Annotated in this window: 18 protein-coding genes and 1 pseudogene; all 19 read right to left on the minus strand. The window is 62.1% G+C overall.

Annotated elements, in window-relative coordinates; genetic code table 11:
* The 19 genes and pseudogenes from tssJ to VMP31_RS06350 all read right to left on the minus strand — a co-directional run bounded on the left by tssJ (position 1) and on the right by VMP31_RS06350 (position 23918).
* On the minus strand, positions 1-483 hold the full coding sequence (gene tssJ, locus VMP31_RS06260; protein ID WP_325505180.1) for a type VI secretion system lipoprotein TssJ: 483 nt from the start codon (positions 481-483) through the stop codon (positions 1-3).
* 5 nt (positions 484-488) lie between these two features.
* Entirely contained in the window at positions 489-1685 is a 1197-nt protein-coding gene (tagH, locus tag VMP31_RS06265; protein ID WP_325505182.1) for a type VI secretion system-associated FHA domain protein TagH, read from the minus strand.
* Positions 1686-1704: 19 nt separating this feature from the next.
* A complete protein-coding gene (locus VMP31_RS06270; protein WP_325505184.1) occupies positions 1705-1839 on the minus strand; it encodes a type VI secretion protein in 135 nt (44 codons plus the stop codon).
* A 217-nt stretch (positions 1840-2056) separates the two neighbouring features.
* Positions 2057-3013 (minus strand): hypothetical protein, encoded by a 957-nt coding sequence (locus tag VMP31_RS06275; protein ID WP_325505186.1) that lies wholly within the window; start codon positions 3011-3013, stop codon positions 2057-2059.
* Positions 3010-3978 (minus strand): hypothetical protein, encoded by a 969-nt coding sequence (locus VMP31_RS06280; protein WP_325505188.1) that lies wholly within the window; start codon positions 3976-3978, stop codon positions 3010-3012. The genes VMP31_RS06275 and VMP31_RS06280 overlap by 4 nt, the downstream gene beginning before the upstream one ends.
* A 3-nt stretch (positions 3979-3981) precedes the next feature.
* A complete protein-coding gene (locus tag VMP31_RS06285) occupies positions 3982-6849 on the minus strand; it encodes a toxin VasX (protein ID WP_325505190.1) in 2868 nt (955 codons plus the stop codon).
* Positions 6846-7409, minus strand: coding sequence for a DUF4123 domain-containing protein (locus tag VMP31_RS06290; RefSeq protein WP_325505192.1), 564 nt, complete (start codon positions 7407-7409; stop codon positions 6846-6848). Before VMP31_RS06290 ends, VMP31_RS06285 begins: the two co-directional genes overlap by 4 nt.
* Positions 7406-9511 (minus strand): type VI secretion system tip protein VgrG, encoded by a 2106-nt coding sequence (locus tag VMP31_RS06295; RefSeq protein ID WP_325505194.1) that lies wholly within the window; start codon positions 9509-9511, stop codon positions 7406-7408. Before VMP31_RS06295 ends, VMP31_RS06290 begins: the two co-directional genes overlap by 4 nt.
* 17 nt (positions 9512-9528) lie before the next feature.
* Positions 9529-11040: a sigma-54-dependent Fis family transcriptional regulator gene (locus VMP31_RS06300; RefSeq protein ID WP_325506100.1), complete on the minus strand. Its 1512-nt coding sequence runs from the start codon at positions 11038-11040 to the stop codon at positions 9529-9531.
* Between the two features lie 10 nt (positions 11041-11050).
* Positions 11051-13648 (minus strand): type VI secretion system ATPase TssH, encoded by a 2598-nt coding sequence (gene tssH / locus VMP31_RS06305; RefSeq protein ID WP_325505196.1) that lies wholly within the window; start codon positions 13646-13648, stop codon positions 11051-11053.
* Positions 13649-13662: 14 nt separating this feature from the next.
* Positions 13663-14700, minus strand: coding sequence for a type VI secretion system baseplate subunit TssG (gene tssG, locus VMP31_RS06310; RefSeq protein WP_325505198.1), 1038 nt, complete (start codon positions 14698-14700; stop codon positions 13663-13665).
* 91 nt (positions 14701-14791) lie between these two features.
* Positions 14792-16582 (minus strand): type VI secretion system baseplate subunit TssF, encoded by a 1791-nt coding sequence (gene tssF, locus VMP31_RS06315; protein WP_325505200.1) that lies wholly within the window; start codon positions 16580-16582, stop codon positions 14792-14794.
* 27 nt (positions 16583-16609) lie between these two features.
* Positions 16610-16996 carry a hypothetical protein gene (locus VMP31_RS06320; RefSeq protein ID WP_325505202.1) on the minus strand — a complete coding sequence of 129 codons (387 nt, stop codon included), beginning with the start codon at positions 16994-16996 and terminating at the stop codon, positions 16610-16612.
* A 1185-nt stretch (positions 16997-18181) separates the two neighbouring features.
* Positions 18182-18458: pseudogene (locus VMP31_RS06325) on the minus strand (PAAR domain-containing protein); the annotation flags it as partial.
* A gap of 9 nt (positions 18459-18467) precedes the next feature.
* Positions 18468-18875: a type VI secretion system baseplate subunit TssE gene (gene tssE / locus VMP31_RS06330; RefSeq protein WP_325505204.1), complete on the minus strand. Its 408-nt coding sequence runs from the start codon at positions 18873-18875 to the stop codon at positions 18468-18470.
* 8 nt (positions 18876-18883) lie between these two features.
* Positions 18884-20359, minus strand: coding sequence for a type VI secretion system contractile sheath large subunit (gene tssC, locus VMP31_RS06335; RefSeq protein WP_325505206.1), 1476 nt, complete (start codon positions 20357-20359; stop codon positions 18884-18886).
* Positions 20360-20383: 24 nt separating this feature from the next.
* Entirely contained in the window at positions 20384-20890 is a 507-nt protein-coding gene (gene tssB / locus VMP31_RS06340) for a type VI secretion system contractile sheath small subunit (RefSeq protein ID WP_325505208.1), read from the minus strand.
* An 85-nt stretch (positions 20891-20975) separates the two neighbouring features.
* Positions 20976-22538 (minus strand): type VI secretion system protein TssA, encoded by a 1563-nt coding sequence (gene tssA, locus VMP31_RS06345; RefSeq protein ID WP_325505210.1) that lies wholly within the window; start codon positions 22536-22538, stop codon positions 20976-20978.
* A gap of 462 nt (positions 22539-23000) precedes the next feature.
* On the minus strand, positions 23001-23918 hold the full coding sequence (locus VMP31_RS06350) for a D-hexose-6-phosphate mutarotase (RefSeq protein ID WP_325505212.1): 918 nt from the start codon (positions 23916-23918) through the stop codon (positions 23001-23003).
* Between the last annotated feature and the right edge of the window lie 104 nt (positions 23919-24022).

Raw genomic sequence — 24022 nt, forward strand, 5'->3', positions numbered from 1 at the left:
TTACTTCCCTTCCTTGTTAGTGTCGTCCTGGGCTTTGATGCCTAGGGCATCGAGGGTCAGCACGCTGCTGTTGCGTGCTTGCTCCTGCAGCGGAATCACCACGCGCCAGTTGCTTTCCGGCAGGTCGCGGTAGGCGGCCAGCACGCCGACATAGCGGCTGCCCGGCTGCAGCGAAAGCTTCATTTCGCGTTGCTCGCCCGGGCGCAGTTCCAGCTCTTCGAGCACCACCATATCCGGCGAAAGGGCTTCTTTCGGGCGCTGATAGAGCGAGAAGAAATCCGCAGTTTCAAAGGCCACCGGGTGCTTCAGCTCGATCAGGCGCAGGACGATCGGCGAAGGGCGGCCATTGAGGTCCGGGTTGAGCTCATCGCTGCCGTTGAGGGTCAGGTCGAGCTTGGTCATATCCGAATAGGGCGAAAGTGCCGCGCAGCCAGTCAGGCTGAGCAGGGCGGCCAACAGGGCCAGGCAGGTGAAACGGTGCATGGAGATCATCCTTGAACGTCGTTGTTGAGGGTGGCGATCAGGCGAACCTGTTCTTCATAGGTGTGGGCGAAGTCGCGGGCGAACAGGCGGTCGCTCCAGTCATCGTTTTGCTCCAGCGCGCTGTGCAGGCGACGGTAGGCGCGCCAGCGGCTGCCAGCGGTGGCGATCAGCGGCTTGCGGCCTTCGCGCTCGAAACGCAGGCTCAGCTGCTCCGGCGACATTTGCTCGAACATGCCTTTGACTGCCGCGCGGCTGGCAGCGAGCATCGCCACTTGGTGCGCCTGCAGGTCACGGAAGCTGCGGCTGATGGTCTGCTCGGCGCTCAGTTGCCCAGCCTTGCCGCCACGCAACAGGGCGCTCAGCGCTTCACTGCTGTCGGCGGTGTGCTTGAGCGGGTTGTTGCCGGCGCTTTGTACGGTAGTCAGGGCCAGGCGCAGCTCGTTCTTTAGCTCGCTGCGGGTACGCAGGGCCTGCTGCAGGCTGCCGACGCTCTGCTTGAGCAGCTTGGCACTGTGGATGGCCAGGGCTTCGCGGGCCTCGTCATCGAGGTCATCAAGCTTGACCCCCAGGGCCTCGCCGAATTTCTCCCAGAAGGTCGGTGGCAGACGTACCGGCTCGGGTGCACGCTTGGGCTGCGGCTCGGGCGTCGGCATTACCAGCTCGGGCACCAGCAGGTTTTCTTCATCGATCTGCGCATAGTCGCGCTGCTGCGCCTGGACGTTATGCGGGTGCAGAATCGCGGTCAGATCATCGACCTGGGCGTAGACGCGCTCCTGCTGATCGAGGGCGGTCAGCGGGTCCAGATCGAGAAAGGCATCGTCCGGGATAATGCTGCCGGCCGGCTGCGCACGGCCGATATCGCCGGCGAACATCGCCGGATCCTGAATCAGCCGCGCACGAATTTCGAAGTCGCCGAAGCAATACACGCTGCCATGCTCAATACGCTGCGCCTGACCCTTACGCAGGCTGGCACCGCTGTCTTTGAGCTGAATGCCGTTGCTGCTGGTGTCGGTCAAAAAGAACGAGCCATCGCGATAGCTCACCTCGGCATGCCGGCTGGACAGCACGCGCTTGCGATCCGGAATCACCCAGTCGCACTCCTCCGCCCGCCCAATAATGCCGCCGGCCTGCTTGAAGGTTTTGGTGGTCAATAGACCTGGCACGAACTGCTGTGCACTGACCACATCGAAGACCAGTTCCATGGTTGTTAACTCCTTGCGGTCAGTTGCCGCGTTTCACTGCTTGCGGTTCGCCCAGCGGGCGGTATTCGTCATCGTTGAACTTGTAATTGCCGCTGCAGGCGGAGAGGCATAGGGCCAGGGCGAGCAGGGCGAGGGTGTAATAGCGGTTTTGCATGCGATTTCCTCCTTGAAAGTGTGAGTGGAAGCGAAGGCCACGCAGGGTGGTGGCGAAGTGGTATTTAAGGCCGGGTATTGAAGGGCAATGCGTGGCCTGGCTCGATTGTTCTGGTTCATAAAACAGACTGATGGCTGATCGGAAATAAGAGCTGCCACCGCGGTTTTCGTGTTGTCCTTTACTGTTGGTTCTGCTGAGCGTGCAAGGCAGTTGTTCATCAGCCGTCTTGCCCCGCCGCCCGCTCCAGATCAATCAGCCGACTGCTCGGCCCGTCCGGGCGCAGACGCTCTTTTACCAGCGTTGGCCATTGGCTACGGGCACGACGTTTGGCGATGGCGTAGGTGAAGTTTTGTAGGGTGCGTACAGGCAGAAGCAAAATACTGCCAATCACCAATACCAGGTCGCCATAGCTGAGGAAGTTGCGCCCGTTGTTGGCCTTGTATTCCTCCTTAAGTAGCCCCCAATACAGACGCACGGACTGTCCCTTGCTTTTGCGTACCTCTAGCAAGCTCTGAATAAAGGCATCCGATTCAGTGTGATTGCCCTGCTCGTCAAACCAGGGGCCTTTGTCCATATAGGTGCGCAGGTATTCCCAGAAACCCAGCTGCATTTCCAGGCTTTTGCTAATAGGGCTGCCCAGGTTGATCAGCACCTGTTCCGGGGGATGGCCATAGCGGTGCAGCAGTGCTTCCAAAGAAGCGTGGCGCATGCCTGCGGTATAGGGGCCAACGGTGCCGAAGGTATAGGCGGCCGCGGCGATCCCATCCCATGGGCTGTGGTACAGCTCGCCGTCCTGTTCGAAATACAGCTCGCGGGTACGGCGATTTAGCAGGATAGGTAGTGGCATGGGGCGAAGCACTTCCCAGAGGAAGGGAGCCATAACCATTACGAGGGTAACAAGAAGGATTCGACCGCCCGAATACATATCTCCATCCAGAAGCAGAGCGATAGCGAAGCAGGCAATAAATGTCCCCCCCCCACCCAAAGCCCCGGTGAGCATCCCCCGGTCGGCGCTATCGCCATGCTCGATGGCCAGGTAATGCTCGGTCTGCTCCTCGACCTCTGGGATGCACAGCAGCTCCGCGCCAGTGGCTTGGTCGGCATAGAGCAAGCGGCTCTCCGGGCTGCCTTGCAGGCGTTGGGCGAAGGGGTGCGACGTGGTCATTTCAGTCATGGTTTAAAGTCGCCTTGCCCAGATGTCCGCTCCAGATCAATCAGCCGACTGCTCGGCCCGTCCGGGCGCAGGCGCTCTTTTACCGGCGTTGGCCATTGGCTCCGGGCACGACGCTTGGCGATGGCGTAGGTGAAGTTTTGTACGGCATTGAAAGGCGAAAAAAGCATCCCACCCAGTAGCAACGCAAAATCGGAATAACTGAGAAAGTTACGTCCGTTGTTGGCCTTGTACTCTTTCTTAAGCAGTCCCCAGTGGAGACGCGCCCATTGACCTTTACTTTTGCGCACCTCTAGCAGGCTCTGAATAAAGGCATCCGATTCGCTGTGATTGCCCTGTTCGTCAAACCAGGGGCCTTTGTCCATATAGGTGCGCAGGTATTCCCAGAAACCCAGCTGCATTTCTAGGCTTTTGCTAATAGGGCTGCCTAGGTTGATGAGCACCTGTTCCTGAGGATGGCCATAGCGGTGTAGCAGTGCTTCCAAAGAAGCGTGGCGCATGCCTGCGGTATAGGGGCCAACGGTGCCGAAGGTATAGGCGGCTGCGGCGATCCCATCCCAGGAGCTGTGGTACAGCTCGCCGTCCTGTTCGAAATACAGCTCGCGTGTACGGCGATTTAGCAGGATAGGTAGTGGCATGGGGCGAAGCACTTCCCAGAGGAAGGGCAATACAGAGCACGCAAAAGCCATAAGAAAACATGTCAACGCTGGTTCGGGTCGGTTATCCAAATAAAAGGCAATAGAGAAGCCGCCCAAAAACACCCCTCCTACACCGGCCAAGGCACCGGTCAGCATCCCCCGGTCCGCGCTATCGCCATGCTCGATGGCCAGGTAATGCTCGGTCTGCTCCTCGACCTCTGGGATGCACAGCAGCTCCGCGCCAGTGGATTGGTCGGCATACAGCAAGCGGCTCTCCGGGCTGCCTTGCAGGCGTTGGGCGAAGGGGTGAGGTGCGGTCGTTTCGGTCATGGTTTAACTCAGGTCAATATCGATGGGCGGCAGGTAGAGGCCGTCAATGGGTTGATAGGTCAGGCTGCCCACGACACGTACCAGCGTGCTAAGACCATCGTCATGGTAAGCGCGGCGCAGGCGCACGCTGCCATCCGGCTCCGGGGCTATGCGAGTGCCACTATCCAGGTCGAAGGGAATGGGGTCTTCCTCGTCCCAGACCAGGGGAATGCAACGGCTGGCCGAGCCGAACAGGCTGGTTTTGTGCTTCCATTCCTCGTGCCCCTCAAAGCTGACCATGCCCTGGCGGTATACCTGTTGGCCGGGCAGGCGCAGGTATAAGCGCCGTTCCTGGACGACATCCGCGTTGGAGCGCTGTTCGGTCCAGCTTTCCAGGCTTATGCGCACCGGCAGTACGATCTGGTAGAAGGCGCGCATGCTGTCGGCATAGCTGCTCGCCCAATCGGCGGGACGAGTGCCGAAGCGGGTTTGTTTGAGCCACTGTTCCAGCGGAGTGTCCTGGGTATAGAACAGCGAAACCATGCCCAGAAAGATGGTGGCGGTTAAACCGAGCAGGCTCAGGCGTAGCGGCAGGCTGAGCACACGCAGGCCTGTGGCCAGGGCTTCGCCCTCGCCGGCCAGCACCGCAATGCGGGCGATACGCATGGCACGCACGGCCTGCACCGATATACGCGCATAGGCCATATTGGCACCGGCCAGGCCGGTGTACACCCCGGCGGTATCGAGGTCGCCGATGCGGTAGGCGTCCAGTGCCTGCCAGCCGTAGTAGAACACATCGATACCGGCTGTAATGGACTGGAGGAGCATGGCTGCAGAACCTGCCCCCAAGGCGTTGGCTAATAGCTTTTGTGCCTCCGGGTTGACTCTCCCTGCCTGTGCAGCGTGGCGCTCCCACTTGGTATCGGCCAATTGCTGAAAAATAGCGGATGCGGCGGTCGCTGTAGCAAAAGCAGCGCTGACCCCTGCGATTATGTTTTTACTCGATGAACTCTCCCAAGCCTGGCCGCCAACAGCCCCCAAGTTCCACATCGCCACCATCGCAATCAGCGTTTTCAGGGGGGCGTCATCGAATATATCGCCGATATTGCCCGGCAAGTCCGGGATGGCACCCGCCTTTATGGGGGGCAGCACCGGGGCGGGCTTGCTGAGTTTGTTCGGTGTACGCGGTACCTCACTGCCATAACCAGGCTGGGGATGGGTTGGTACCGGTTGTGGCTTGGGCACCAGGCGCAGGTGCGGAATTTCCTTCTGTACCCCGGTGCTAACGGGGTGCTTTACCGGTGCCTGGGGTGTGCTGGTGCGCGTGCTGCGCTCTTCGGCACGTTCCAGCTGTTCAATGCGTTTACGCAGGCTGCGGCGCTGGCCCTTGTTGTGGCCCTGACCCATCTGCTCGCTAAGCCACAGCAGGCTTTGCTTCGGCGTCAGCGCTAGGGCATCCATCTGTTGTTGGCTGCGCGCCAGCATGGCAAGCATCAAGGTGTAGGTATGCTGGTGAATCAGCGTGCTCAAGCTCGGCAAGCGGCCACCTAGGATGGGTGCGAGCGCAGCAGGTAAGGGCTCGCTACTGGCAGCCAAAGACAGTTGGTCAAGACGCTGCGCACCGCTATTCAATGCACGGGTCAGTGCCACCACGCGGGTAAAGCTGGCCGCAGCCTTGCCCACGTCATCGGTCACCGTGGCCAGGTTCTCGGGCACCTGCAGCAGTTGCTTGAGTTGGCCAGGATCGATGCGCTGGCGCACGCCCAGTAGCGCCCAGAGTAACCAGGGTTTGCCGGTGGTACTGGCAGGGTCGAGGGCCAACTCGATGGCCTTGAGCCCGGTAGAGGTGGCTGCAGGCCCAAGGCAGGCGGCCGCGAAGCTGGCCTCCAAGGCGTCGCGGGCATCTGCTTGGGTAATGTCGAAATGGCCGCAAGCGGTTTCCAGGCTGGCGGGGGTATTACCGCCCAGGGTGGCGAACCACTGTGCCCAGATTTCGGCAATGCGCTGTCGATCGGCATCCAGGGTTTCTTGCTCACCCTCCTGTTCTTGCAGGGTGAACTGAAGCCGGGTCACGTCGAGTATTGAGCCGAGTTGTGCGCGTACTTCGCTGTCACTGTCGCTGATATTTTTAATCGTCGCGGCAATGGCCCAGTCGTCAGCACGATGTCGGCTAAGGCTGTCGAAGGCCTGATTGCGTGTGCGAAGCAAGCAGGCGAGGTCGAACAAAACGCCCCAGGGGTCATCGACCAGAGCGAAGTGCTGCTGCTCACACCGCTGCATGCGTTTGAGTGGCGGCTCTTGCAGCAGCCAATAGCCTGGCTTGGACGCGCTACTCCAGCGCAAGTTCTCGGGTTTAACATCCGCGATCTGCGGGTGCAGTGCCTGCAACGGGCCACTGTCGTTACCGGTGCCAGGGGTCAGTTCGCGGAGCACCCGTTGGCGGACATCAGGCTGCTGCTCGGCGGCGCTAAATTGCGCGTCACTCCAACGTACCGGTGACCAGGCCAAGCCCACCGGCACCCCCGCCTCAAGCATCAGGTATGCCAGTGCTTCCTGGCTTAGAGGTACACCTCCACGGTCAGTAGGCGTGAGTAGCGAGGCGTTGACCTGATACTCGCTCAGGGTTTGCAGCGATGGTTCCCACAGATACAACCAGCCGTCGCGAAGCATACGTGGTACGTAGCCCAGAGGCTGATCCTGCAATTGGGGGTGAGCGGAGCCAAGGTCGGGGAATGCGCCAGAAACCGCCGGTAAACCCAGGGTGGCGGCGTCCAGGCTGGATGGGTGGCGAGGATCGATAGGGCCAATGGCATAACGTACCGGCAGTACGGCCGTTAACAGTGGACAGGCGGCCGGTTGTAGATTGGCGGGAGCGTTAACGGGGTGGTTCATACGGCAATCTCCTGCGTGCTGCCCTTATCGCGCGCCAATGCTTCCAGCAGTGGCCAATCCAGCGTTATCTGTGCATTGATGCCCTGGATGGCGGCGGTGCAGTCAATTTCAGGGGTGGCATTGCTCCAGGTCGGCAGAGGGCCGCCTGGGGTGGGTAACCAGACTTCTGTGATGCCGTGCCAAAAGCCTTGTGGCCATTGGCACTGTGCTTGCCATGCCATATGTAGTGGTTGTGCATCTGCCAGGCGTAGCCAGAACTCTCGGCCATCAGGGGAGAGAATGCGCAGGCGCCGTTGCAGGCTGTTGAACAACTGATCCGACGGTAAGTCGGTGGCTAGCCATACGGCATGCTCCAGGCCGGCATCGCCCTGCGACCAGGCACTGTGTAAGTGGCTGCCTGGTGCGGCCTCCAGCATGATCGGCCCGATATCGGCCAAGGGCTCGTATGGCGTGCCGTGAAGCAGCGGCCGCAACCCATGCTCGGGATAGGTCTGGCTCAGCCACATGGCGGCTTGCTTACGTGAGGCACCATCAAACAACAGCGCGCCGTTGTCAGTCATAGTGTCTCCTCCGCTTTTTTGGCTGCTTCACAGACTTCGCAAATGCCTGTACTGGCTTGCATAAACACGCGGCGCTGTTTGGCCAAGGCTTCCAGCGGAATACCTGCTACGTCCGTATCAGCTGGTTGTACCAAACCGGGCAATAGAATTTTCAGTCCAGAACCTTTACCCGGCGCACCACCCGAATTGATCTTGATGGTTGCGCCGCTGAGGGTGATGCCGCCGGGGTCGAGTTTGAGGAAGCTGCCGCCGCCGCTGGCGGTGAGTTCCATGCCGGCGTCGATGACTACTTTGCTGCCGGCGTAGTAGTGGATTTCGTTGCCGGCTTCGACGAACTGGCCGGTGCCAATTTTCACGTGTTGGGTCGTAGCGACCGTGAGGTGGTCGTTGCTGCGGGTTTCCACTTTGCGGTCGGCGTGGGTGGTGCGGTGTTCTTCGGCCATGAACTGGCTGTAGCTGTTGGCTTCGACGGTATCGTGACGTTCGTTGCCGATGCGGATTTTCTGGTCGTGCTCGATGTTTTCGTCCCAGTCGCGCTCGGCGTGCAGGTAGATCTGCTCCTCGCCTTTTTTATCCTCGATGCGCAGTTCGTTGTAGCCGCCACCGCCGGGGCTGCTCAGGGTTTTGAATACCGAGCGGGTCTTGTTGGCCGGCAGCGCGTAGGGCACCACATGTTCCTTGTGGTACAGGCAACCGGTGACCAGCGGCTGATCGGGATCGCCTTCGAGGAAGGTCACTAGTACTTCCATGCCGATGCGCGGGATGGCGATAGCGCCGTAGCCATCGCCGGCCCAGCTGGAGGACACGCGCAGCCAGCAGCTGGTGGTGTCATCCGCCTGACCTTCGCGGTCCCAATGGAACTGGACTTTGACCCGGCCGTACTGGTCGCAGTGGATTTCTTCACCCGCCGGCCCGGTGACCACGGCGGTCTGGCTGCCCAGGACTTTGGGTTTCGGGTGCTCTAGCGACGGGCGATGCAGCACATCCCAGGGCGTGGCGCTGAAGCGGTTGCGGTAGCCTTGGATGAAGTCCGTGTCGCCTGCTTCCCTCACCCCCGGCCCCTCTCCCGGGGGGAGAGGGGAGGAGGCGCGGAGGGATGAGAAGTCTGTTATCGACTCTTCCAGCACCTGGGGTTGTTTGCCCTGGTGGAAGATTTCGTTCAGCAGCCACAGCTGGTTCCATTCCTCGCGCGGGTGGGTGCTGAGGTTGAGGTAGTGGCCGCTGACCAGCAGCGGTTGGTCGCTTTCACCGCTGGCCAGTTCGTAGTCGCTGCGGTGGCGTTCCAGGTTGCGTTTGCTCAGGTGTTTGCCGCGCTCGCGCTCGGCAAAACGACCGGGGTAGTCGTAGTCCTCAAGGTCGGGCTGGAACTCGCTGTTGAAGGCGGCTTCCATCAACAGCTTGGGTTTTTCGAAGTCGTAGTCGCGGCGGGTGACGCGATTGGTGCGGGTTTCCAGGCGCAGGGCAAAGCGTTTGACCACTGGGTCCGTGGCGACCAGGCCACTGTCCTGCTGGTAAGCGGTGGCCGGCAGTTTCGGGAACACCGTCTGGTCATCGCCGAAGACCAGTACATGGCCTTGCTCGCTGTGCTGGAAGTGGTAGTGAATACCTTCTTCCTCGCACAGGCGTTGGATAAAGTGCAGGTCGGATTCGTCGTACTGCACGCAGTATTCGCGCTCGGGATAAACGCTTGGGCCGAACTGGAAGGCGTAGGCGTTGCTCTGGATGCCGTGTTCTTCGAGCACCTGGCTGATGATCTTTTCCACCGTCAGGTGCTGGAAGATGCGCTGATTCACGCGGTGCGCCAGGTAGGCCAGCTGCGGGCGCAGGGTGACGTTATAGCGGGTCAGGCGCGGCCCGGAGTCGCCTTGCGCAACGCGGTAGATCAACCCATGAATGCCGTTGCCGCCGGGGGCGAAGGCGAGAAAGGCCGGCTGATGCAGCAGGCTTTCCAGGTCGAGATCGGGGCGCTCGCTGATCAGTTCCAGCTCGAACACGAACGGCTGGCTGATGGCTTCACGGCCGGTAAATTCGAGCACCTGCAGATCGTGGCTGGCACCTTCGATGCTCAGGCTGAAATGGGTCTGATTGGCGGCGTTGAACATGCTCTTCTCCTTAAGCCTTACACGTCAGCCGGGCTGATATTCAGCCGCTGCATGCGGTACAGCAGGGTGCGCCGGGGCAGGCCCAGTTCGCTGGCGGCGTTGGTCTGGTTGCCGCGGTTCTTGCGCAGGCAGTCGAGCAGCAGGCTGCGCTCGACCCGCTCCATGCGTTCGCGCAGGTTCATGCCGTTGTCGTCGGGGTTGCTGTCCTGGCGCAGGTTGAAGTGCTCGGGCAACAGTTCGCCGCCTTCGCACAGCAGCACCGCGCGCTCCACCAGGCCTTTGAGTTCGCGCACATTGCCGGGGAAGGCATAGCCGGCGAGATGATCGAGGGTACGATCGGCCCAGCGGCAAGGGTCGCGCTGCAGGAAGGCGCTGGCCTTGTCGGCGAAATGCCGGGCCAGGGTCAGGATGTCCTGTTCACGCTCGCGCAGGGGCGGCAGTTCGATGGGGAACTGGGCCAGGCGATAGAACAGGTCTTCGCGAAAGCGCCCTTCTTCCACCAGGTTGCGCAGGTTGTGGTGGGTGGCGGCGACGATGCGCACATCGACCTTGTGGGTGGCGGTCGAGCCCAGCGGGCGCACTTCGCCTTCCTGCAGCACGCGCAGCAGTTTGGCTTGCAGGCTGAGCGGCATATCGCCGATTTCATCGAGGAACAGGGTGCCGCCATTGGCCGCATCGAACAGGCCCTGGTGATCGCGGTCGGCACCGGTAAAGGCGCCTTTGCGATAGCCGAACAGCTCACTTTCCAGCAGGTTTTCCGGCAGCGAAGCGCAGTTCTGCACGACAAAGGCCTTGCTGCGGCGCAAGCCGCAATCATGGATGGCGCGGGCCACCAGCTCCTTGCCGGTGCCGGTTTCGCCCGCCAGCAACACGCTGACCGGGTTGTGCAGCACCTTGCCGATCATCTGATACAGCTCGCGCATCGGCGCGCTGTCGCCGATCAGGCCGTAGCCGCTGGCGCAGGGCACGCTGGAGTAGAGCGTAGGTTGCTCGCTGCGCGGTGTGCGCAGGCGCTGCAGCAGGTGCAGCTGGGCGATCACGAAGCTGCCGAGGTGACCGAGCGAGCCGGCGAAACCGAGCAGGTCGCGGGGCGGCTGGCTGGCGAGCAGGAGCAGGCCGTTGACCCGCTTCTGTTCGTCGAGCAGCGGCAGGCACAGCAGGCTGCGCCAGGGCTCGCTGGCCTCGGGCAGGAAGCCGATCTGGTGCAGGTTGCCGTCCAGTTCGTCGAGGCTCAGCACCTGGTTCTGGCACAGGCAATACTGCAGCAGCTGCTCGCCATCGTAGTCGCTGGACAGGCTGGCGCCGGCGCGTGGTTGCAGCACGCCGTCCTGCCATTCGGCGCTGAGAGTCAGGCGGGTGTGGGTGTCGTCCAGCAGGTACAGCTGGCTCAGGCCGCAGTCAGAAAGCTGCGCGGCGGCCTCGACCAGGCCGCCGAGCAGGGCCTCGCCACTGGCGGTGCGCGCCAGGCCGGCGAAGCGCTGCAGCAGCGCCTCGGCATAGTGCAGCGGCTGCGGCACCTGATGGAACATCGGCGGCACCTTAAGCGAACTCACAGACCACCGTTCCTTCGCCGTCCAGGGTGGCGTGTACGCGTTGCAGGCTTTCGCCGCTGGCCATGGCATCGAGCAGGCGGTCGACCACCAGCGGTTGCAGGTGCTGGTCGATCAGGTGGTCGATCAGGCGTGCGCCGCTGTCGCTGTGGCTGCAACGTTCGGCCAGGTTTGCCAGCAGCGCCGGGCAGTGACTGAACTGCAACTGGCGGCGGGCCAGGCGTTCGGCGAAACGTGCGAGCTTGAGGCCGACCAGCTCGTTGAGCACCTCGCCATCGATCGGGTAGTAGGGCACCACGCGCATACGGCCGAGCAGCGCCGGCTTGAAGTGTTGCGACAGGGTCGGACGGATCGCCTGTTCCAGATCTTCCGCAGCCGGCCGTTGGCCGCCCTGGCAGAGGCTGGCGATGCGCTCGCTGGCGAGGTTGCTGGTCATCAGGATCAGGCAGTTGCGGAAGTTGATCTCGCGCCCTTCGCCGTCGTTGGCCACGCCCTTGTCGAAGATCTGATAGAAGACGTTCATCACGTCAGGATCGGCTTTTTCCACTTCATCGAGCAGGATCACCGAGTAGGGCTTCTGCCGCACCGCTTCGGTGAGCATGCCGCCTTCGCCATAACCGACGTAGCCGGGCGGCGCGCCGATCAGCCGGGAGACGGTGTGCTTCTCCTGGAATTCGGACATGTTGATGGTGGTGAGGAAACGCTCGCCGCCGTACAGCAGATCGGCCAGGGCCAGGGCGGTTTCGGTTTTGCCGACGCCGCTGGGGCCGACCAGCAGGAATACCCCGACCGGCGCATCGGCGCGGTTAAGGCCCGCGGCGGTGGCGCGCATCGAACGGTCCAGGGCCTCGATGGCTTGCTCCTGGCCACGCAGACGCTGGCGCAGGTCGCTGGCAAAGCTCAACACCTTGCTGTTGTGTTCGCGGGCCAGCTGGCTCAGCGGTACGCCGGTCCAGTGGCTGATCACTTCGGCCACCAGGCGCGGGCAGACTTCGAAGCTGACCAGGCGCTCATTGGCCTGGGCGCTGGCCAGTTCGACCTGCACCTCGCGCAGCTCGGCTTCCAGTTGTTGCAGGTCGGCCGCGTGCTCGGGGTTCTCCTCGCTGCTCGCTGCCCGGGCGCTGGCGCACTGCTTGCGCAGATCGAGCAGGCGGGTGGCGAGGTCGCGCTGAATGGCCCAGCGGGTTTCGATCTGCTCCAGCTCGGCGCGGGCTTCGCTCAGGCGCTGTTCCAGCTGCTTGAGGGCGTCGCTATCGATATTCAGGCCGGCCTCCAGGTCGCGGCCCATGGCCTCGCCCTGGCGCTCACCTTCGGCGATTTCGCCACGCAGGCGCTCCAGCGCTTCCGGCGCGGCGGCCAGGCTGATGCGCACCCGGGCGCAGGCGGTGTCCAGTACATCGACGGCTTTGTCCGGCAGTTGCCGGCCGGCCAGATAGCGCGCGGACAGCTCGGCGGCGGCGACCACGGCGTCGTCGCGCAGGTAGATGCCATGGCTCTTTTCATACACCGGGGCCAGACCGCGGAGGATGGTCACCGCCTCCTCGACCGTGGGTTCGAGCAGCTGCACCGGCTGGAAGCGGCGGGCCAGGGCCGGGTCTTTCTCGAAGTATTTCTTGTATTCGCTCCAGGTGGTGGCGGCGATGGTGCGCAGCTCGCCACGGGCCAGGGCGGGCTTGAGCAGGTTGGCCGCGTCGCCGCCACCGGCCTGGCCGCCGGCACCGATCAGGGTGTGGGCTTCGTCGATAAACAGGATGATCGGCTTGGGCGAGCCTTTGACTTCATCGATCACGCCCTGCAGGCGCCGTTCGAATTCGCCTTTGACGCTGGCACCGGCCTGCAGCAGGCCGAGGTCCAGGCACAGCAGTTCCACGCCCTTGAGCGCGTCCGGCACCTCGCCCGCGGCGATGCGCAGGGCCAGGCCTTCGACGATGGCGGTTTTGCCGACACCGGCTTCGCCGACCACGATCGGGTTGCTTTTACGCCGGCGCGCGAGGATGTCGATCATCTGCCGGATCGCGCCGTCGCGGCACAGCACCGGGTCGAGCTTGCCGTCGCGGGCCTGCTGGGTGAAGTTGTGGGTAAAGCGCGAGAGGTTCGATTCGCCGCCCGCCACGGATTTACTAGCGGTACCCTGGGGCTGCTGGGCCACGGCGAAATCGCGCAGACGCTCGGGATTGAGCTTGGCCAACAGCGCCTGGTAATGGCTGCCGGCATAACGCATCGGGTTGCGCAGCAGGGCGAGGATCAGCGCGGCCTGGTCGACCTGGCTCTGGCCGAGTTCCAGGTTGGCCACCAGCAGGGCGTCCTGCAGCCATTGCACCAGTTCGGTGGAGAACACCGGGTTGCGCGACTCGCTGTGTTCGCCGCGCGGTTGCAGCGCGCGGGCCAGCTCACCGGCATCGACTTCGGCGTCCTGCAGGGCGCGGCCGAGCAGGCCGTCCGGGCGCTCGAGCAGGCCGAGCAGCAGGTCTTCGACCAGTATCTTGCTGCCGCCACGTACCACGCAGCGCTCGGCGGCGGTTTCCAGGTCATGCTTGGTGGCGGCGTCGAGGGCCTGTACCAGCTGTTGCAGATCGACGTTGATCATTGCTCTCTCTTTCCCTAGTGAGTTTTGCTGCCGAGGGTGACCACGCCGTCGGCGTTGTCGCGCCCCAGCCAGGTGGTCCAGCCCAGCAGGCAAGGATTGTCCGCGCCGAGGCGCAATTCGCGTATTTCGTCCTGGCGCAGTTCCAGGCGGATGTCGTAGTCCAGCGGGTCGCGCAGGGTGAAACGCACCAGCGCGCAGAGCGGCTGGTAGCCACTGCCGATCGGCAGAAATTCGTGGAAGCGCTGCCAACCGAGCTGGCGCACATGGATGCGGAATTTGCCGCCGCGGTCACGCACGAACTCGCCGAGCACCAGGCTTTCGCCCAGCTGGCTGTTGGCCAGGCCGAGGCGATTGCGTTGCTCGCCGAGAATCTCCACCTGGCGCTCCAGGCATTGTTCGATATGCAGCGCGGCGTGTTTGAAGTAGTAACGCAGCACCGACTCGATCAGCGCCGCCGAGTGGGCACGCAGACTGAGCAGGCCGAGGTAGGGCAGCAGGCGTTTCCAGTTCAGCTCCGAGGCCTGGCGAATGGTCGCGCCACCCAGGCCGATCAGGGCGAACAGCTGCTCGGAGAAGGGGTCCGCCGCGCCGCTCTGGAAGCGCGCGTGGTAGCGATATTTTTGCCAGGTGGGCAGCAGCAGACGTTGCAGGCGGTTGTTGAACAGGTCGAGAAAGGCCCGGGTCGGATTGCCGTCCTCGCTGTCACCCAGGGCCTGCTCGCCATAGAAGGCCGGCAGCGGCGAGCCAGCACCGAACAGGCTGACCAGGTTGATGCGCAGGCGTGCGCGCAGCTCGCCGTGTTCTTCGAAGAACTGCACGCGATCGATATCGCTGCCGGGAAACCCCATACTCGGGTTGGCCTGCAGTTCCAGGTGTTGATACAGCGCCTCCTCGTCCAGCTCCGGATGGGCGGCCTGCAAGCGCTCCAGCACCAGCTGCACACCCTGAAACAGGCTGTACTCGCGGATGCCGCGGCTGAGTCGGCTAAGCCCCGGCTCGGTCAAGGCCAGATGTTGTTCAGGCGGCGTTGCTGCCGAGATCGCAGTGCTCATTTACACCTCGTAAAGTCGGGTGCGGTTCCAAGCATGTCTGCGTTCGCCGGTGCCTTGCCTGCCACCTGCGCGCCTGTCTCTGTGCGCAGTCTCATAGCAGGGGCTGCTGCCCCATGCGTGGCGTCCATTGATACAGCTCTCCCTGGGTGCTCTGCACACGCAGCTCGTGGTACGAATTCAAACTGGCGTACAGGGCGAAAAACTCATTGAGCACGGTGGCGAACAGGAACAGGTCGCCCTCACCGACATAGCCCTCGGGGTTGATCGTCAGCTGGGTGCGCACCCCGCGTACCGGCAGGCCGCGGTGCAGGCGGTCGACGTGCTGGTGGCTGATGCTTTTCAGACCGTCGAGCAGGCGCTTGCTGACCTTCTCCGCGTGCTGGTCGTAATAGCGCGGCAGGTCGTAGGTTTCGAGGATCACCTTGAGTGCGTCGACGTTGGCCAGCGACAGGTAGTTCAGCGACATATTGCTGATCAGCTTCCACAAAAAATCGCGGTGCAGCGGCGGCGCGTAGCTGGGGGTAACGGCGCTGATATTGCGGAAGCTGAGGAACTCCGGGGTGTCCTCGCAGGGCAGGCAGATATCGCCCAGGCCCAGCTGACGCGGCAGGTTCTGGTTGGTGCAGGTCAGCTCGATCGACAGCGTCTCGTGCTGATCGAGGTTGCGCAGGCCGAAACTCAGGTAGGTCTCCAGGCCATCGCCGAGCATTGAAGGCTGCTGGCGCACGCTGTAATGCGGGCGGGCGTGGGGCACATCGAAGCTGGCATCGTGTTCGAAGGACTCGAACGGCACATACTCTTCATAACCCTTGCCGCCGGGCTTCCAGCCGGTAACCCGGTCCACCGAGAACACCCCGCAATGCTCGGAGTCGAGCTCCGAGGGCAGCAGCAGGTACTGATCCTGTTTGCCGTCCAGGCGGATCGGGATGGCGTCATGGGCGAACAGGTTGACCACCGGCGTGCAGTACAGGCGCACGTTATCCAGGGTCGGGCGAATACGTTGCACGCCGGCCTTGTGGATATCGAAACGCAGCTCGATACCGCGAGCCTGTTTGAGCAGGTCGACTGGCAGACGCTTGAGCGCATCCAGGCCGAGCAGGTCGACAAACAGGAACTTGTCCTGGAAGGCGAAATATTCCTGCAGGTAGCGATAGCCGCGGAAGGTGTTGAGCGGGTAAGGGATCAGCGCCTGGTCTTCGTCGAAGCCCACCGGCTGTACATTGCTGGCGGGCAACTGCAGGGTGGCAACGGGCTGCTGGAGCGCATCGACCAGGGGCTTGCCTGCACCATCGAGCAGTACCAGCTGGATACCGCCGAGATGGCGCAGCAGGCCGAGGTAGAGCAACTGGCTGATATAGCGCTCGCCGGCCAGGTGCAGGCGCAACTGCTTGAGGTCGAGATCGCCGAGATGGCCATCGGCGCTCATCGCCAGGCGCAGGCTGAGCAGCGCGCCGTCGCCCTTGACCGAATAGTCGAGGCCATTGAGTGCCAGCGGCAGCACCTCGGTGGCGAAGGCGGTACGGAAACGACAGGTCACGCCCTGGATCGGCTTGGACTCCACCGGCGTATGGCGCGGCACCGGCAAGGCCGGGCCCGGACGCTTGAGTGGGTCGAACTGGAGCATGCTGAACGCCGGCAGCGGGCGCATATAGTTCGGCCACAGCAGGTGCATCAGCGAATGGGTCAGCTCCGGCAGCTCGTCATCAAGCTTCTGCCGCAGCCGCCCAGTAAGAAAGGCGAAACCCTCCAGCAGCCGCTCGACATCCGGGTCGCGCCCGCTCTGCCCAAGAAACGGTGCCAACGCCGGGCTGCGCTCGGCAAAGCGCTTGCCGAGTTGGCGCAGGGCGGTGAGTTCGCTCTGGTAGTAGTGGTTAAAAGACATTCGAAGCGCTCTTCCTTGGGCGTAGGGTCATGGACACAGGGCGGTGTCACGAATTTTCCAGGCGTGTATGGAGTTACCTCTGCGTTCGTGATGCGAGCGTCCGAGCTGTGCAAGAAACCTTGGCTTGTCGAGCGACAGCGAATTGCCATTTGCGGTGATGTCGAGGCGATAAGTATCGGGAACGCTGTTTTTCAACTCATCGTCGAAGGATATGTAGGACAGCACTTCGATGACTTCGCCAACCGCGACGCGCTTGTTCAATACGAACGGCTCTTTGGCGTTGGAGTACTCGTAGGCGGTGATGTCGACCGGGTAGCTGCAACGGTTTTCCAGGTCGGCGATAAACACCGTTTTCGATTGCGCTGTGCAACCTCCGAGAACGAACAGGGAAAGCAGGACGAGGTGCTTAATCATCGAATTGCACCCGTGATAGCCAAAGCAGGCCTTTGACATCTTGTTCCGAGGCGACTGCGCGGTTCCAGTAATCCTGATAGCCCCGCGGGCCTCTCGGAGAGTCTGAGTGATAGTGCATCACGTCCACTTCACCACTGCCCGGAACAGGGTGGTTAGCTACCGGGGATTGGGTTAGGACGGTAGAGGTTTCTTTGTGACTCCAGGAGTACTCAGGAACCAGTCCGCCATCGCCGTACTCGTTGAGAATCAAGTGACCAACTTCGTGAGCGGCAGTGTGTTCAAAATCGCCATCTGCGAAGCCCGCGGGATAATTGGCAGCGCTCCAAAAACCCTGGTTGTGATAGATCTTCTTGAACATGGCAAAACTGGTTGAACGACCAAAGTCGGCGCTCAGTGAGGAAATCAGAGGGAAGTTCTTGGCGCTTGGCTTGGTGTTCACATCCGCCACTACCTTAACCTTGTAAACACCCTTCGCCGTCTGAATCGGTGCGCCTACGCCTTGTGCGCGGCTGCCGTCGCGCGACCAGTAACGTTCGATACCCGCCTTGGCCATGGCCTGTAACTCGGTGAAGGTTTTTGCCGTCAGGTTGGTGTTCTTTCCCGATACACCTCCATCGGAAAAGCTTGGCCGCAGAGTGATTTCAACCAACTGGGTCGAGCGATCGATTCGGGCATCTACCCACTCAATCTCTTCGGCGTCATTGCTGAGCGCGAGTTCTTCGATCTGTTGCTGGCCACCCTTTACTGCCGTCAAACGCACCTTCAGGTTGGGGCTCTTCAGTACCTTGGTATCGAGCACGCCAGCTTGGTTATAACCGTCCCATTGCCAAAGATGCTCGCCAGCGGGCAGCAATGTGGCGGTGTTGGGTTCTGCATATAACAGGGTGCTACCATCGAGCACTTCAAGCGTCAGGCTATCGGCAGGTTGTTTGCGGTTGGTCACCAGAAAATCGATGGTTTCGCTGTTCTCCGTTGAACCACCTTTCAATTCCTTGAAATCAGGAATTTGTAGAGGCGTCAGAATGCGATTGCCGCCGCGCTGCAGACTGAGTTGGTAGTCCAGCTCTGTGCTTGAAGCCTCGGCCGCTTGCGCCGCTGGAACCAGGGCACCGACCAAGGCCGTTGCCACCGCCGCTACTGCAGTCGCGGGCATGGCAGAAGGCACGCTAAACGCAGCCCCACCCCCACTGGTCCCAATAATCACCGTCCCCGATCCCCCCACAACCACATTGCCATGGCTACCAACCGTGCCAACGGTGGTCGCCGGCTTGCCGTTGATCAGTACGGTGGGAATTACCGCGCTGGCCAGGGCACCGCCGCAGGCCGAGGCGTCGCCCTGGCGGGCGGCGGGCAGGTTGTCGAACAGTACGTTGGGCGAGCCGGCGGCGATCGGGTTGGTGCCATGGCCGGGAATCGGGCAGGCAGTGGGATCGCTGAGGCGGGCGGCGGGTTTACCGGACATGGGCTCTCCTTAATTGACCTTGACCTGTCCGCTGCCGTCCAGGCGCGCGGAGAAACTGACTTGGCGTTTGCAGCCTTCGACCTGCAGCAGGCCTTCGATGGCAAAAGCCAGGCTCAGCGGGTCGTTGTCGCGGGGCAGGGAAATCACCCGCACATCGCGCAAACGCGGTTCGTACGCTTCGATAAAGCGTTCGATAGCGATACGCGCCTGCTGCAGCGAATCGTGCAGCGATAGGCGCATATCGTTGAGATCGGGCAGCCCGTAGTCGGGCAGCGTTTGCACGCTGCCCGCCCGGGTGCTGAGCATTTTCGCCAGGTGGGTCGCCACCGACGCCATTACGGCGACCTCGCGGCTCCAGCCTGCGCGTTGGCTGGCTTCACCGCCGAGGCGTTCGAATAGGCTTCCGTACCCAGCCATAAGGATGCTTACTCCTTGTCCAGCTTGCCGACGAGCGACAGGGTGAAATCGGCACCCATGTACTTGAAGTGCGGGCGCACGTTGAGGCTGACGCGGTACCAGCCCGGCTCACCATCAACATCACTGACGATGACCTGAGCGGCGCGCAGCGGACGACGGCTACGCACTTCGGAGCTCGGGTTTTCCTGGTCGGCAACGAACTGGCGGATCCACTTGTTGAGTTCCAGCTCCAGGTCGGTGCGCTCTTTCCACGCGCCGATCTGCTCGCGCTGCAGCACTTTCAGGTAGTGGGCCAGACGGTTGATGATGAACATGTACGGCAGCTGGGTGCCGAGCTTGTAGTTCAGTTCGGCGGTCTTGCCTTCTTCGTTGGTACCGAAGAATTTCGGCTTCTGCGCCGAGTTGGCGGAGAAGAACGCGGCGTTGTCGCTGCCTTTGCGCATGGTCAGGGCGATAAAGCCTTCTTCGGCCAGCTCGTATTCACGACGGTCGGAGACCAGCACTTCGGTCGGGATCTTGGTTTCGATCTCGCCCATGCTTTCGAAGTGGTGCAACGGCAGGTCTTCCACCGCGCCACCGCTCTGCGGGCCGATGATGTTCGGGCACCAGCGGAACTTGGCGAAGCTGTCGGTCAGACGGCTGGCGAAGGTATAGGCGGTGTTGCCCCACAGGTAATGCTCGTGGCTGTTGGCGACGTTCTCTTTGTAGACGAAGGTCTTCACCGGGTTGTCTTCCGGATCGTAGGGGTTGCGCAGCAGGAAGCGCGGTACGGTCAGGCCAACGTAGCGGGCATCTTCCTGCTCGCGGAAGCTCTGCCATTTGGCGAACTGCGGGCCTTCGAAGTGATCTTTCAGATCCTTCAGGTCTGGCAAGCCGGTGAAGCTTTCCAGGCCGAAGAATTTCGGGCCGGCAGCAGCGATAAACGGCGCGTGGGACATGCTCGCGACCGAGGCCACGTATTGCATGGTCTTGACGTCCGGAGCGCTCGGGTCGAAGAAGTAGTTGGCGATCAGCGCGCCGACCGGCTGGCCACCGAACTGGCCGTATTCGGCGGTGTAGATGTGCTTGTACAGGCCGGACTGGGTGATTTCAGGGCTGTCTTCGAAGTCATCGAGCAGATCTTGCTTGGAGGCGTTGATGATCTCCAGCTTGATGTTTTCGCGGAAGTTGGTGCGGTCCACCAGCAGCTTGAGGCCGCGCCAGGAGGATTCCAGGGCCTGGAATTCGGCGTTGTGGAGGATTTCGTCCATCTGCCGGCTGAGCTTGGCGTCGATCTCCGCGATCATGCGGTCGACCATGGCCTTTTTCACCGGCTCATTTTCGTTCTGCGGCTTCAGCAACTCTTCGATAAAGGCCGACACGCCACGCTTGGCGATGTCATAGGCTTCGTCGTCGGGAGTCAGTTTGGTCTCGGCAATGATGCGGTCGAGGATGCCGAGATCGGCGGCGCTGCGACCGCTTTCTACTGCTGCACTAGTGCTCATGAATTAGCTTCCTTGTTAATTGAATCAGGAGTCCAGCTTGCCTTGGGCAGCCAGGCCGAGTTCGCCGAGTACGCGCTCACGCGAGTCGTCGTCAGCCAGCACGCTTTCGATTGCCTTGCGGAAGGCCGGGGCGTTGCCCAGTGGGCCTTTCAGGGCAACCAGGGCGTCGCGCAGTTCCATCAGCTTTTTCAGCTCGGGGACCTGGTCGACCAGGTTGGCCGGGTTGAAGTCCTTCATCGAGTTGATCTTCAGCTGTACGGCCAGTTCTTCGCTTTCGGCTTCGTCCTGCAGGCGGTTAGGTACGCCGAAGGTCAGGTTGAGTTCCTGCTTGGCCAGGACCTCGTCGAAGCTGTTCTTGTCGATGCTGATCGGCTTGCGGTCTTCGATCTTGCGCTCGTCGGCGCGCTGGGTGAAATCGCCGAGCACCATCAGTTTCAGTGGCAGTTCGATCTCTTCCTGGGCACCGCCGGTGGCGGGTTTGAAGGTGACGTTGATGCGTTCCTTGGGGGCTACCGAGCCTTCTTTGGCCATGGTTATTCTCCTTTGCGTTGATGGCCCGGGGGCCTTTGGGGCGTGCTCAGGGCAGACGACGAGGCGTCACCTGGCCTGAGCGCGCCTACTCCAGCACCACCTCGAGGTCGAGGTGGCACAACCTGCGGTAGATCTCTTCCTTGTGTTCGCGCACCGCATGGTTCTGCGGCAGCAGTTCGCAGCAGCTGTGCAGCATGCGCAGTACATCGAGGGCGAGATCGGGTTCCCAGTCGCCGAGGCCGGTGGCCTGCAGCGTCTGGTCCAGTGATTCCAGTTGGGTCTTGGCCAGTTCGTATTTCTTCGCGCTGTAGCACAGGCGCGCCAGGGTCAGTTGCCAGAAGAAGCGTTCGCGGCCGCCGCGTGCCCTGGCCAGACCGAGCTTGAGTTGTTGCACGGCGGATTTCAGGCCGTCCTTGCGCAGCTTCGGTAGCACTTCCTGCAGGGCCAGGTCCCAGGCCGGCTGGCTGTCGCCGTCGTGGGCGACCGGAGCGCTGGCGCTGGATGGGGCTTGCAGGTGCGGCATGACATGGGAGCTGAGCCAGGCGCGGGTCTGGGCATCGGCGAAGGCACTGCCGTCGTGAAAGCGCAGCTCTTCCAGGCCGTTCATGCGCTGCAGAAACAGCGCCAGCTGGATTTCCACTTCACGCATGGCCTGCTCGGCATCCAGCTCATGCAGGCACTGCCAGGCCAGGTGCTGGCCGTCGAGCCAGAACGGCGCGCGCGCGATGCTGGCTTCCAGGTCGACCAGCAGGTCGGCGTACTGGCCGTTCTGGTAACGCTCTTGATAGCTGGCCAGCTTGTCCGCTGGCAGGCCGCGCAGGGCGGTTATCTGTTCGGCGTTGCGTTCCGGCAGGCTGTCGATGGGCAGCCAGAGCAGGGTACGGGCCAGGCGCAGGGCGCGTAGGTCGCTGGCTTTTTGTTTCAGCCAATAGGCGCAGAGTGGGCGGGCCTGGTCTTGCAAGCTGCGCAGACTCTTGTGCGCTTCTTTTTCGCTTTCCACCGGCGCGCCAGGGGTGAGCATCTGGCTGGCGGCCTGCTTGACCTGGGCAATCGCCGCGCCGACCGAGCCTGGTTCCGGCTGACCCTGGCTGGCGCGCTTGACCAGTTCATCCAGGCGACGGCACAGCGGCAGCAGCAGTGGCGCGTCTTCACCCAGGTGTTCGGCCAGGCAGGCTTCCAGGGCGCGCAGTTGTTCGGCCAGGCTGCGGAACAGCGCCAGTTGCTCGCCAATCGGTACGTGTTCGGCCAGCGCCTGCTCCAGACGCGGAATCAGCCAGCTGATGGCGGCGGCGCGGGTGCGCGGTTTGCGGGGGTGCAGCTCGGTCCAATGGTTGATGCACAGGTAGTGCAGCAGGCTGAAACCGGCCTGCAGACCGGGGAAGGATTCGCGCTGGTACAGACCCCAGATCAGCCAGGCGGCGACGCGCAAATCCTTGGAGTGGGCGCTGAGCAGTACCTCACTGTTTTCGCGGACTTTCTGCCAGTCGATGGCGGCCGTTTCGTGCAGCGCCGTGGCCTTGCCCAGCTCGTTTTCGAGGACTTCGTATTCACTGGAATAACGCACGTCAGCGCCGGCAAAATTCCCTTTATCTATAGGGAGTTTGGCCAGCTCTAAATAATGAGCAGTGAGTTTGTTTGAATAGGTCATTCCATGACTCAATGTGTGTGCGCGTACAACTTTGTGAGTTCCGGCCTGGCTCAGGTCGGTCGTGTTGAAACAGCGCAAGTGCGCAACTTCTTGCGCACTTGGATGTGCAACAACTTGCGCAAATCCCTTGTGAGGTGGGCATCCTAGCCCCATGGCGAATGGCTAGCAACCGCCCAAAGTGTGAAATATGTAACAGAGAGGCGTATTAATCTAATAATTAATGGAACCATGGTTCCTGTTGGTTGGGCGAACTAATAGGCAAGTGGAAAAGTGTTCGGCAGTTGTAAGAGATATAAATCCATATATGTAGGAAATCACTTACTGGCGAACTAGTGGCACGTCACAGAAGTTGCTCTTGTATTGCTGGTTTATGTGAGCCAGCCGAGGTTTTGTTCGGGCCACTTATGCAACGCGCGATGCCTGGCTGGCGAGCCCGTGGGGGCTCGCGAGGCGAGTGGCGCGTCAGTCGGTCAGGGGCTGGGCCCACAGGCTCAGGTTGAGCTGGTGTTGGGCACCGGGGGCGAGCACCAGCATGTCGTGGAGCAGGTTGCCGTGCTCGACGCAGAGCATGCCGGGCCAGGCCGCGTCGGCGAACTGCGACAGGCGGCGGGCCTTGTCGATCCAGGGGGTCCACAGCACCGCCGAGCCGGAGCCGCTGCTGTGCAGATGAATCCGCCGCTGCCAGGCCGGGTCGCGAATGCTCAGTTGCGCCGGGGTGTCCAGGTAGATGCGGTCGGTCTCGCCGGCAAAACCCAGCGCGCCGTTCTGCTGGCGTTGCTGCCAGTCTTCCAGGGTTTCGACATAGCGGCAGCCGTGCAGGCCCTCGACTTCGGCCTGGCGAATATCGCCAACCGCGAAGTAGCTGTGCAGTGCCTGGCTGATGGTCAGGGGCGTGTCGCCCAGGTTGCGGTTGCTCAGGCTCAGGTGCAGGCGTTCATCCAGGCGGATGCCGAGTTTGAGTTCGGCCGCATGGGGCCAGCGTGGCAGTGGCTGTTCGGCGCTGTTGAAGACGAACTCCAGGCTGACACTGTCGTCCTGGCTGTCGATGCCTAGCAGCTGCCAGTCGAGGCCGCGCACCAGGCCATGGGCCGGTGCCAGTTGGTCACCTTGATACAGCGCCTGTACCGCCTGGGGGTTGCGCCGCAGGTCGCCGAACCACGGCCAGCACAGCGGCACGCCGCCGCGCACGCTCTGGCCCTGCTTGAATTCGGCCTGCTCGCTGAGCCAGATCAGAGGCTGTTCGCCATGGCGCTGGTAACTGAGGATCTGCGCGCCCTGTTGCGCCACCAGCAGTTCCGCCGTAGCTGTGCGTACACGCCAGCAGGGCAGTTCGTCGATTTCCACCCGTTCGACCTGTGGCCGTGATTGGGCTCCGCTCATGATTGCGTTCCTTGATCGTGCAGTTGGCTGAAAGTGTGAACCGCCCTGCCGGCAAAGGCCAGGCGTTGCTGTCCCATTCACTGACCTGGCGCATTGTTGCGCGG

The organism is Pseudomonas sp. (assembly GCF_035512415.1).
GTDB lineage: Bacteria > Pseudomonadota > Gammaproteobacteria > Pseudomonadales > Pseudomonadaceae > Aquipseudomonas.

What these genes read in the sequence shown, in the direction of transcription:
- tssJ (WP_325505180.1), bottom strand. Translation starts at nt 483, where the DNA reads ATGCACCGTTTCACCTGCCTGGCCCTGTTGGCCGCCCTGCTCAGCCTG.
- tagH (WP_325505182.1), bottom strand. Translation starts at nt 1,685, where the DNA reads ATGGAACTGGTCTTCGATGTGGTCAGTGCACAGCAGTTCGTGCCAGGT.
- VMP31_RS06270 (WP_325505184.1), bottom strand. Translation starts at nt 1,839, where the DNA reads ATGCAAAACCGCTATTACACCCTCGCCCTGCTCGCCCTGGCCCTATGC.
- VMP31_RS06275 (WP_325505186.1), bottom strand. Translation starts at nt 3,013, where the DNA reads ATGACTGAAATGACCACGTCGCACCCCTTCGCCCAACGCCTGCAAGGC.
- VMP31_RS06280 (WP_325505188.1), bottom strand. Translation starts at nt 3,978, where the DNA reads ATGACCGAAACGACCGCACCTCACCCCTTCGCCCAACGCCTGCAAGGC.
- VMP31_RS06285 (WP_325505190.1), bottom strand. Translation starts at nt 6,849, where the DNA reads ATGAACCACCCCGTTAACGCTCCCGCCAATCTACAACCGGCCGCCTGT.
- VMP31_RS06290 (WP_325505192.1), bottom strand. Translation starts at nt 7,409, where the DNA reads ATGACTGACAACGGCGCGCTGTTGTTTGATGGTGCCTCACGTAAGCAA.
- VMP31_RS06295 (WP_325505194.1), bottom strand. Translation starts at nt 9,511, where the DNA reads ATGTTCAACGCCGCCAATCAGACCCATTTCAGCCTGAGCATCGAAGGT.
- VMP31_RS06300 (WP_325506100.1), bottom strand. Translation starts at nt 11,040, where the DNA reads ATGTTCCATCAGGTGCCGCAGCCGCTGCACTATGCCGAGGCGCTGCTG.
- tssH (WP_325505196.1), bottom strand. Translation starts at nt 13,648, where the DNA reads ATGATCAACGTCGATCTGCAACAGCTGGTACAGGCCCTCGACGCCGCC.
- tssG (WP_325505198.1), bottom strand. Translation starts at nt 14,700, where the DNA reads ATGAGCACTGCGATCTCGGCAGCAACGCCGCCTGAACAACATCTGGCC.
- tssF (WP_325505200.1), bottom strand. Translation starts at nt 16,582, where the DNA reads ATGTCTTTTAACCACTACTACCAGAGCGAACTCACCGCCCTGCGCCAA.
- VMP31_RS06320 (WP_325505202.1), bottom strand. Translation starts at nt 16,996, where the DNA reads ATGATTAAGCACCTCGTCCTGCTTTCCCTGTTCGTTCTCGGAGGTTGC.
- tssE (WP_325505204.1), bottom strand. Translation starts at nt 18,875, where the DNA reads ATGGCTGGGTACGGAAGCCTATTCGAACGCCTCGGCGGTGAAGCCAGC.
- tssC (WP_325505206.1), bottom strand. Translation starts at nt 20,359, where the DNA reads ATGAGCACTAGTGCAGCAGTAGAAAGCGGTCGCAGCGCCGCCGATCTC.
- tssB (WP_325505208.1), bottom strand. Translation starts at nt 20,890, where the DNA reads ATGGCCAAAGAAGGCTCGGTAGCCCCCAAGGAACGCATCAACGTCACC.
- tssA (WP_325505210.1), bottom strand. Translation starts at nt 22,538, where the DNA reads ATGACCTATTCAAACAAACTCACTGCTCATTATTTAGAGCTGGCCAAA.
- VMP31_RS06350 (WP_325505212.1), bottom strand. Translation starts at nt 23,918, where the DNA reads ATGAGCGGAGCCCAATCACGGCCACAGGTCGAACGGGTGGAAATCGAC.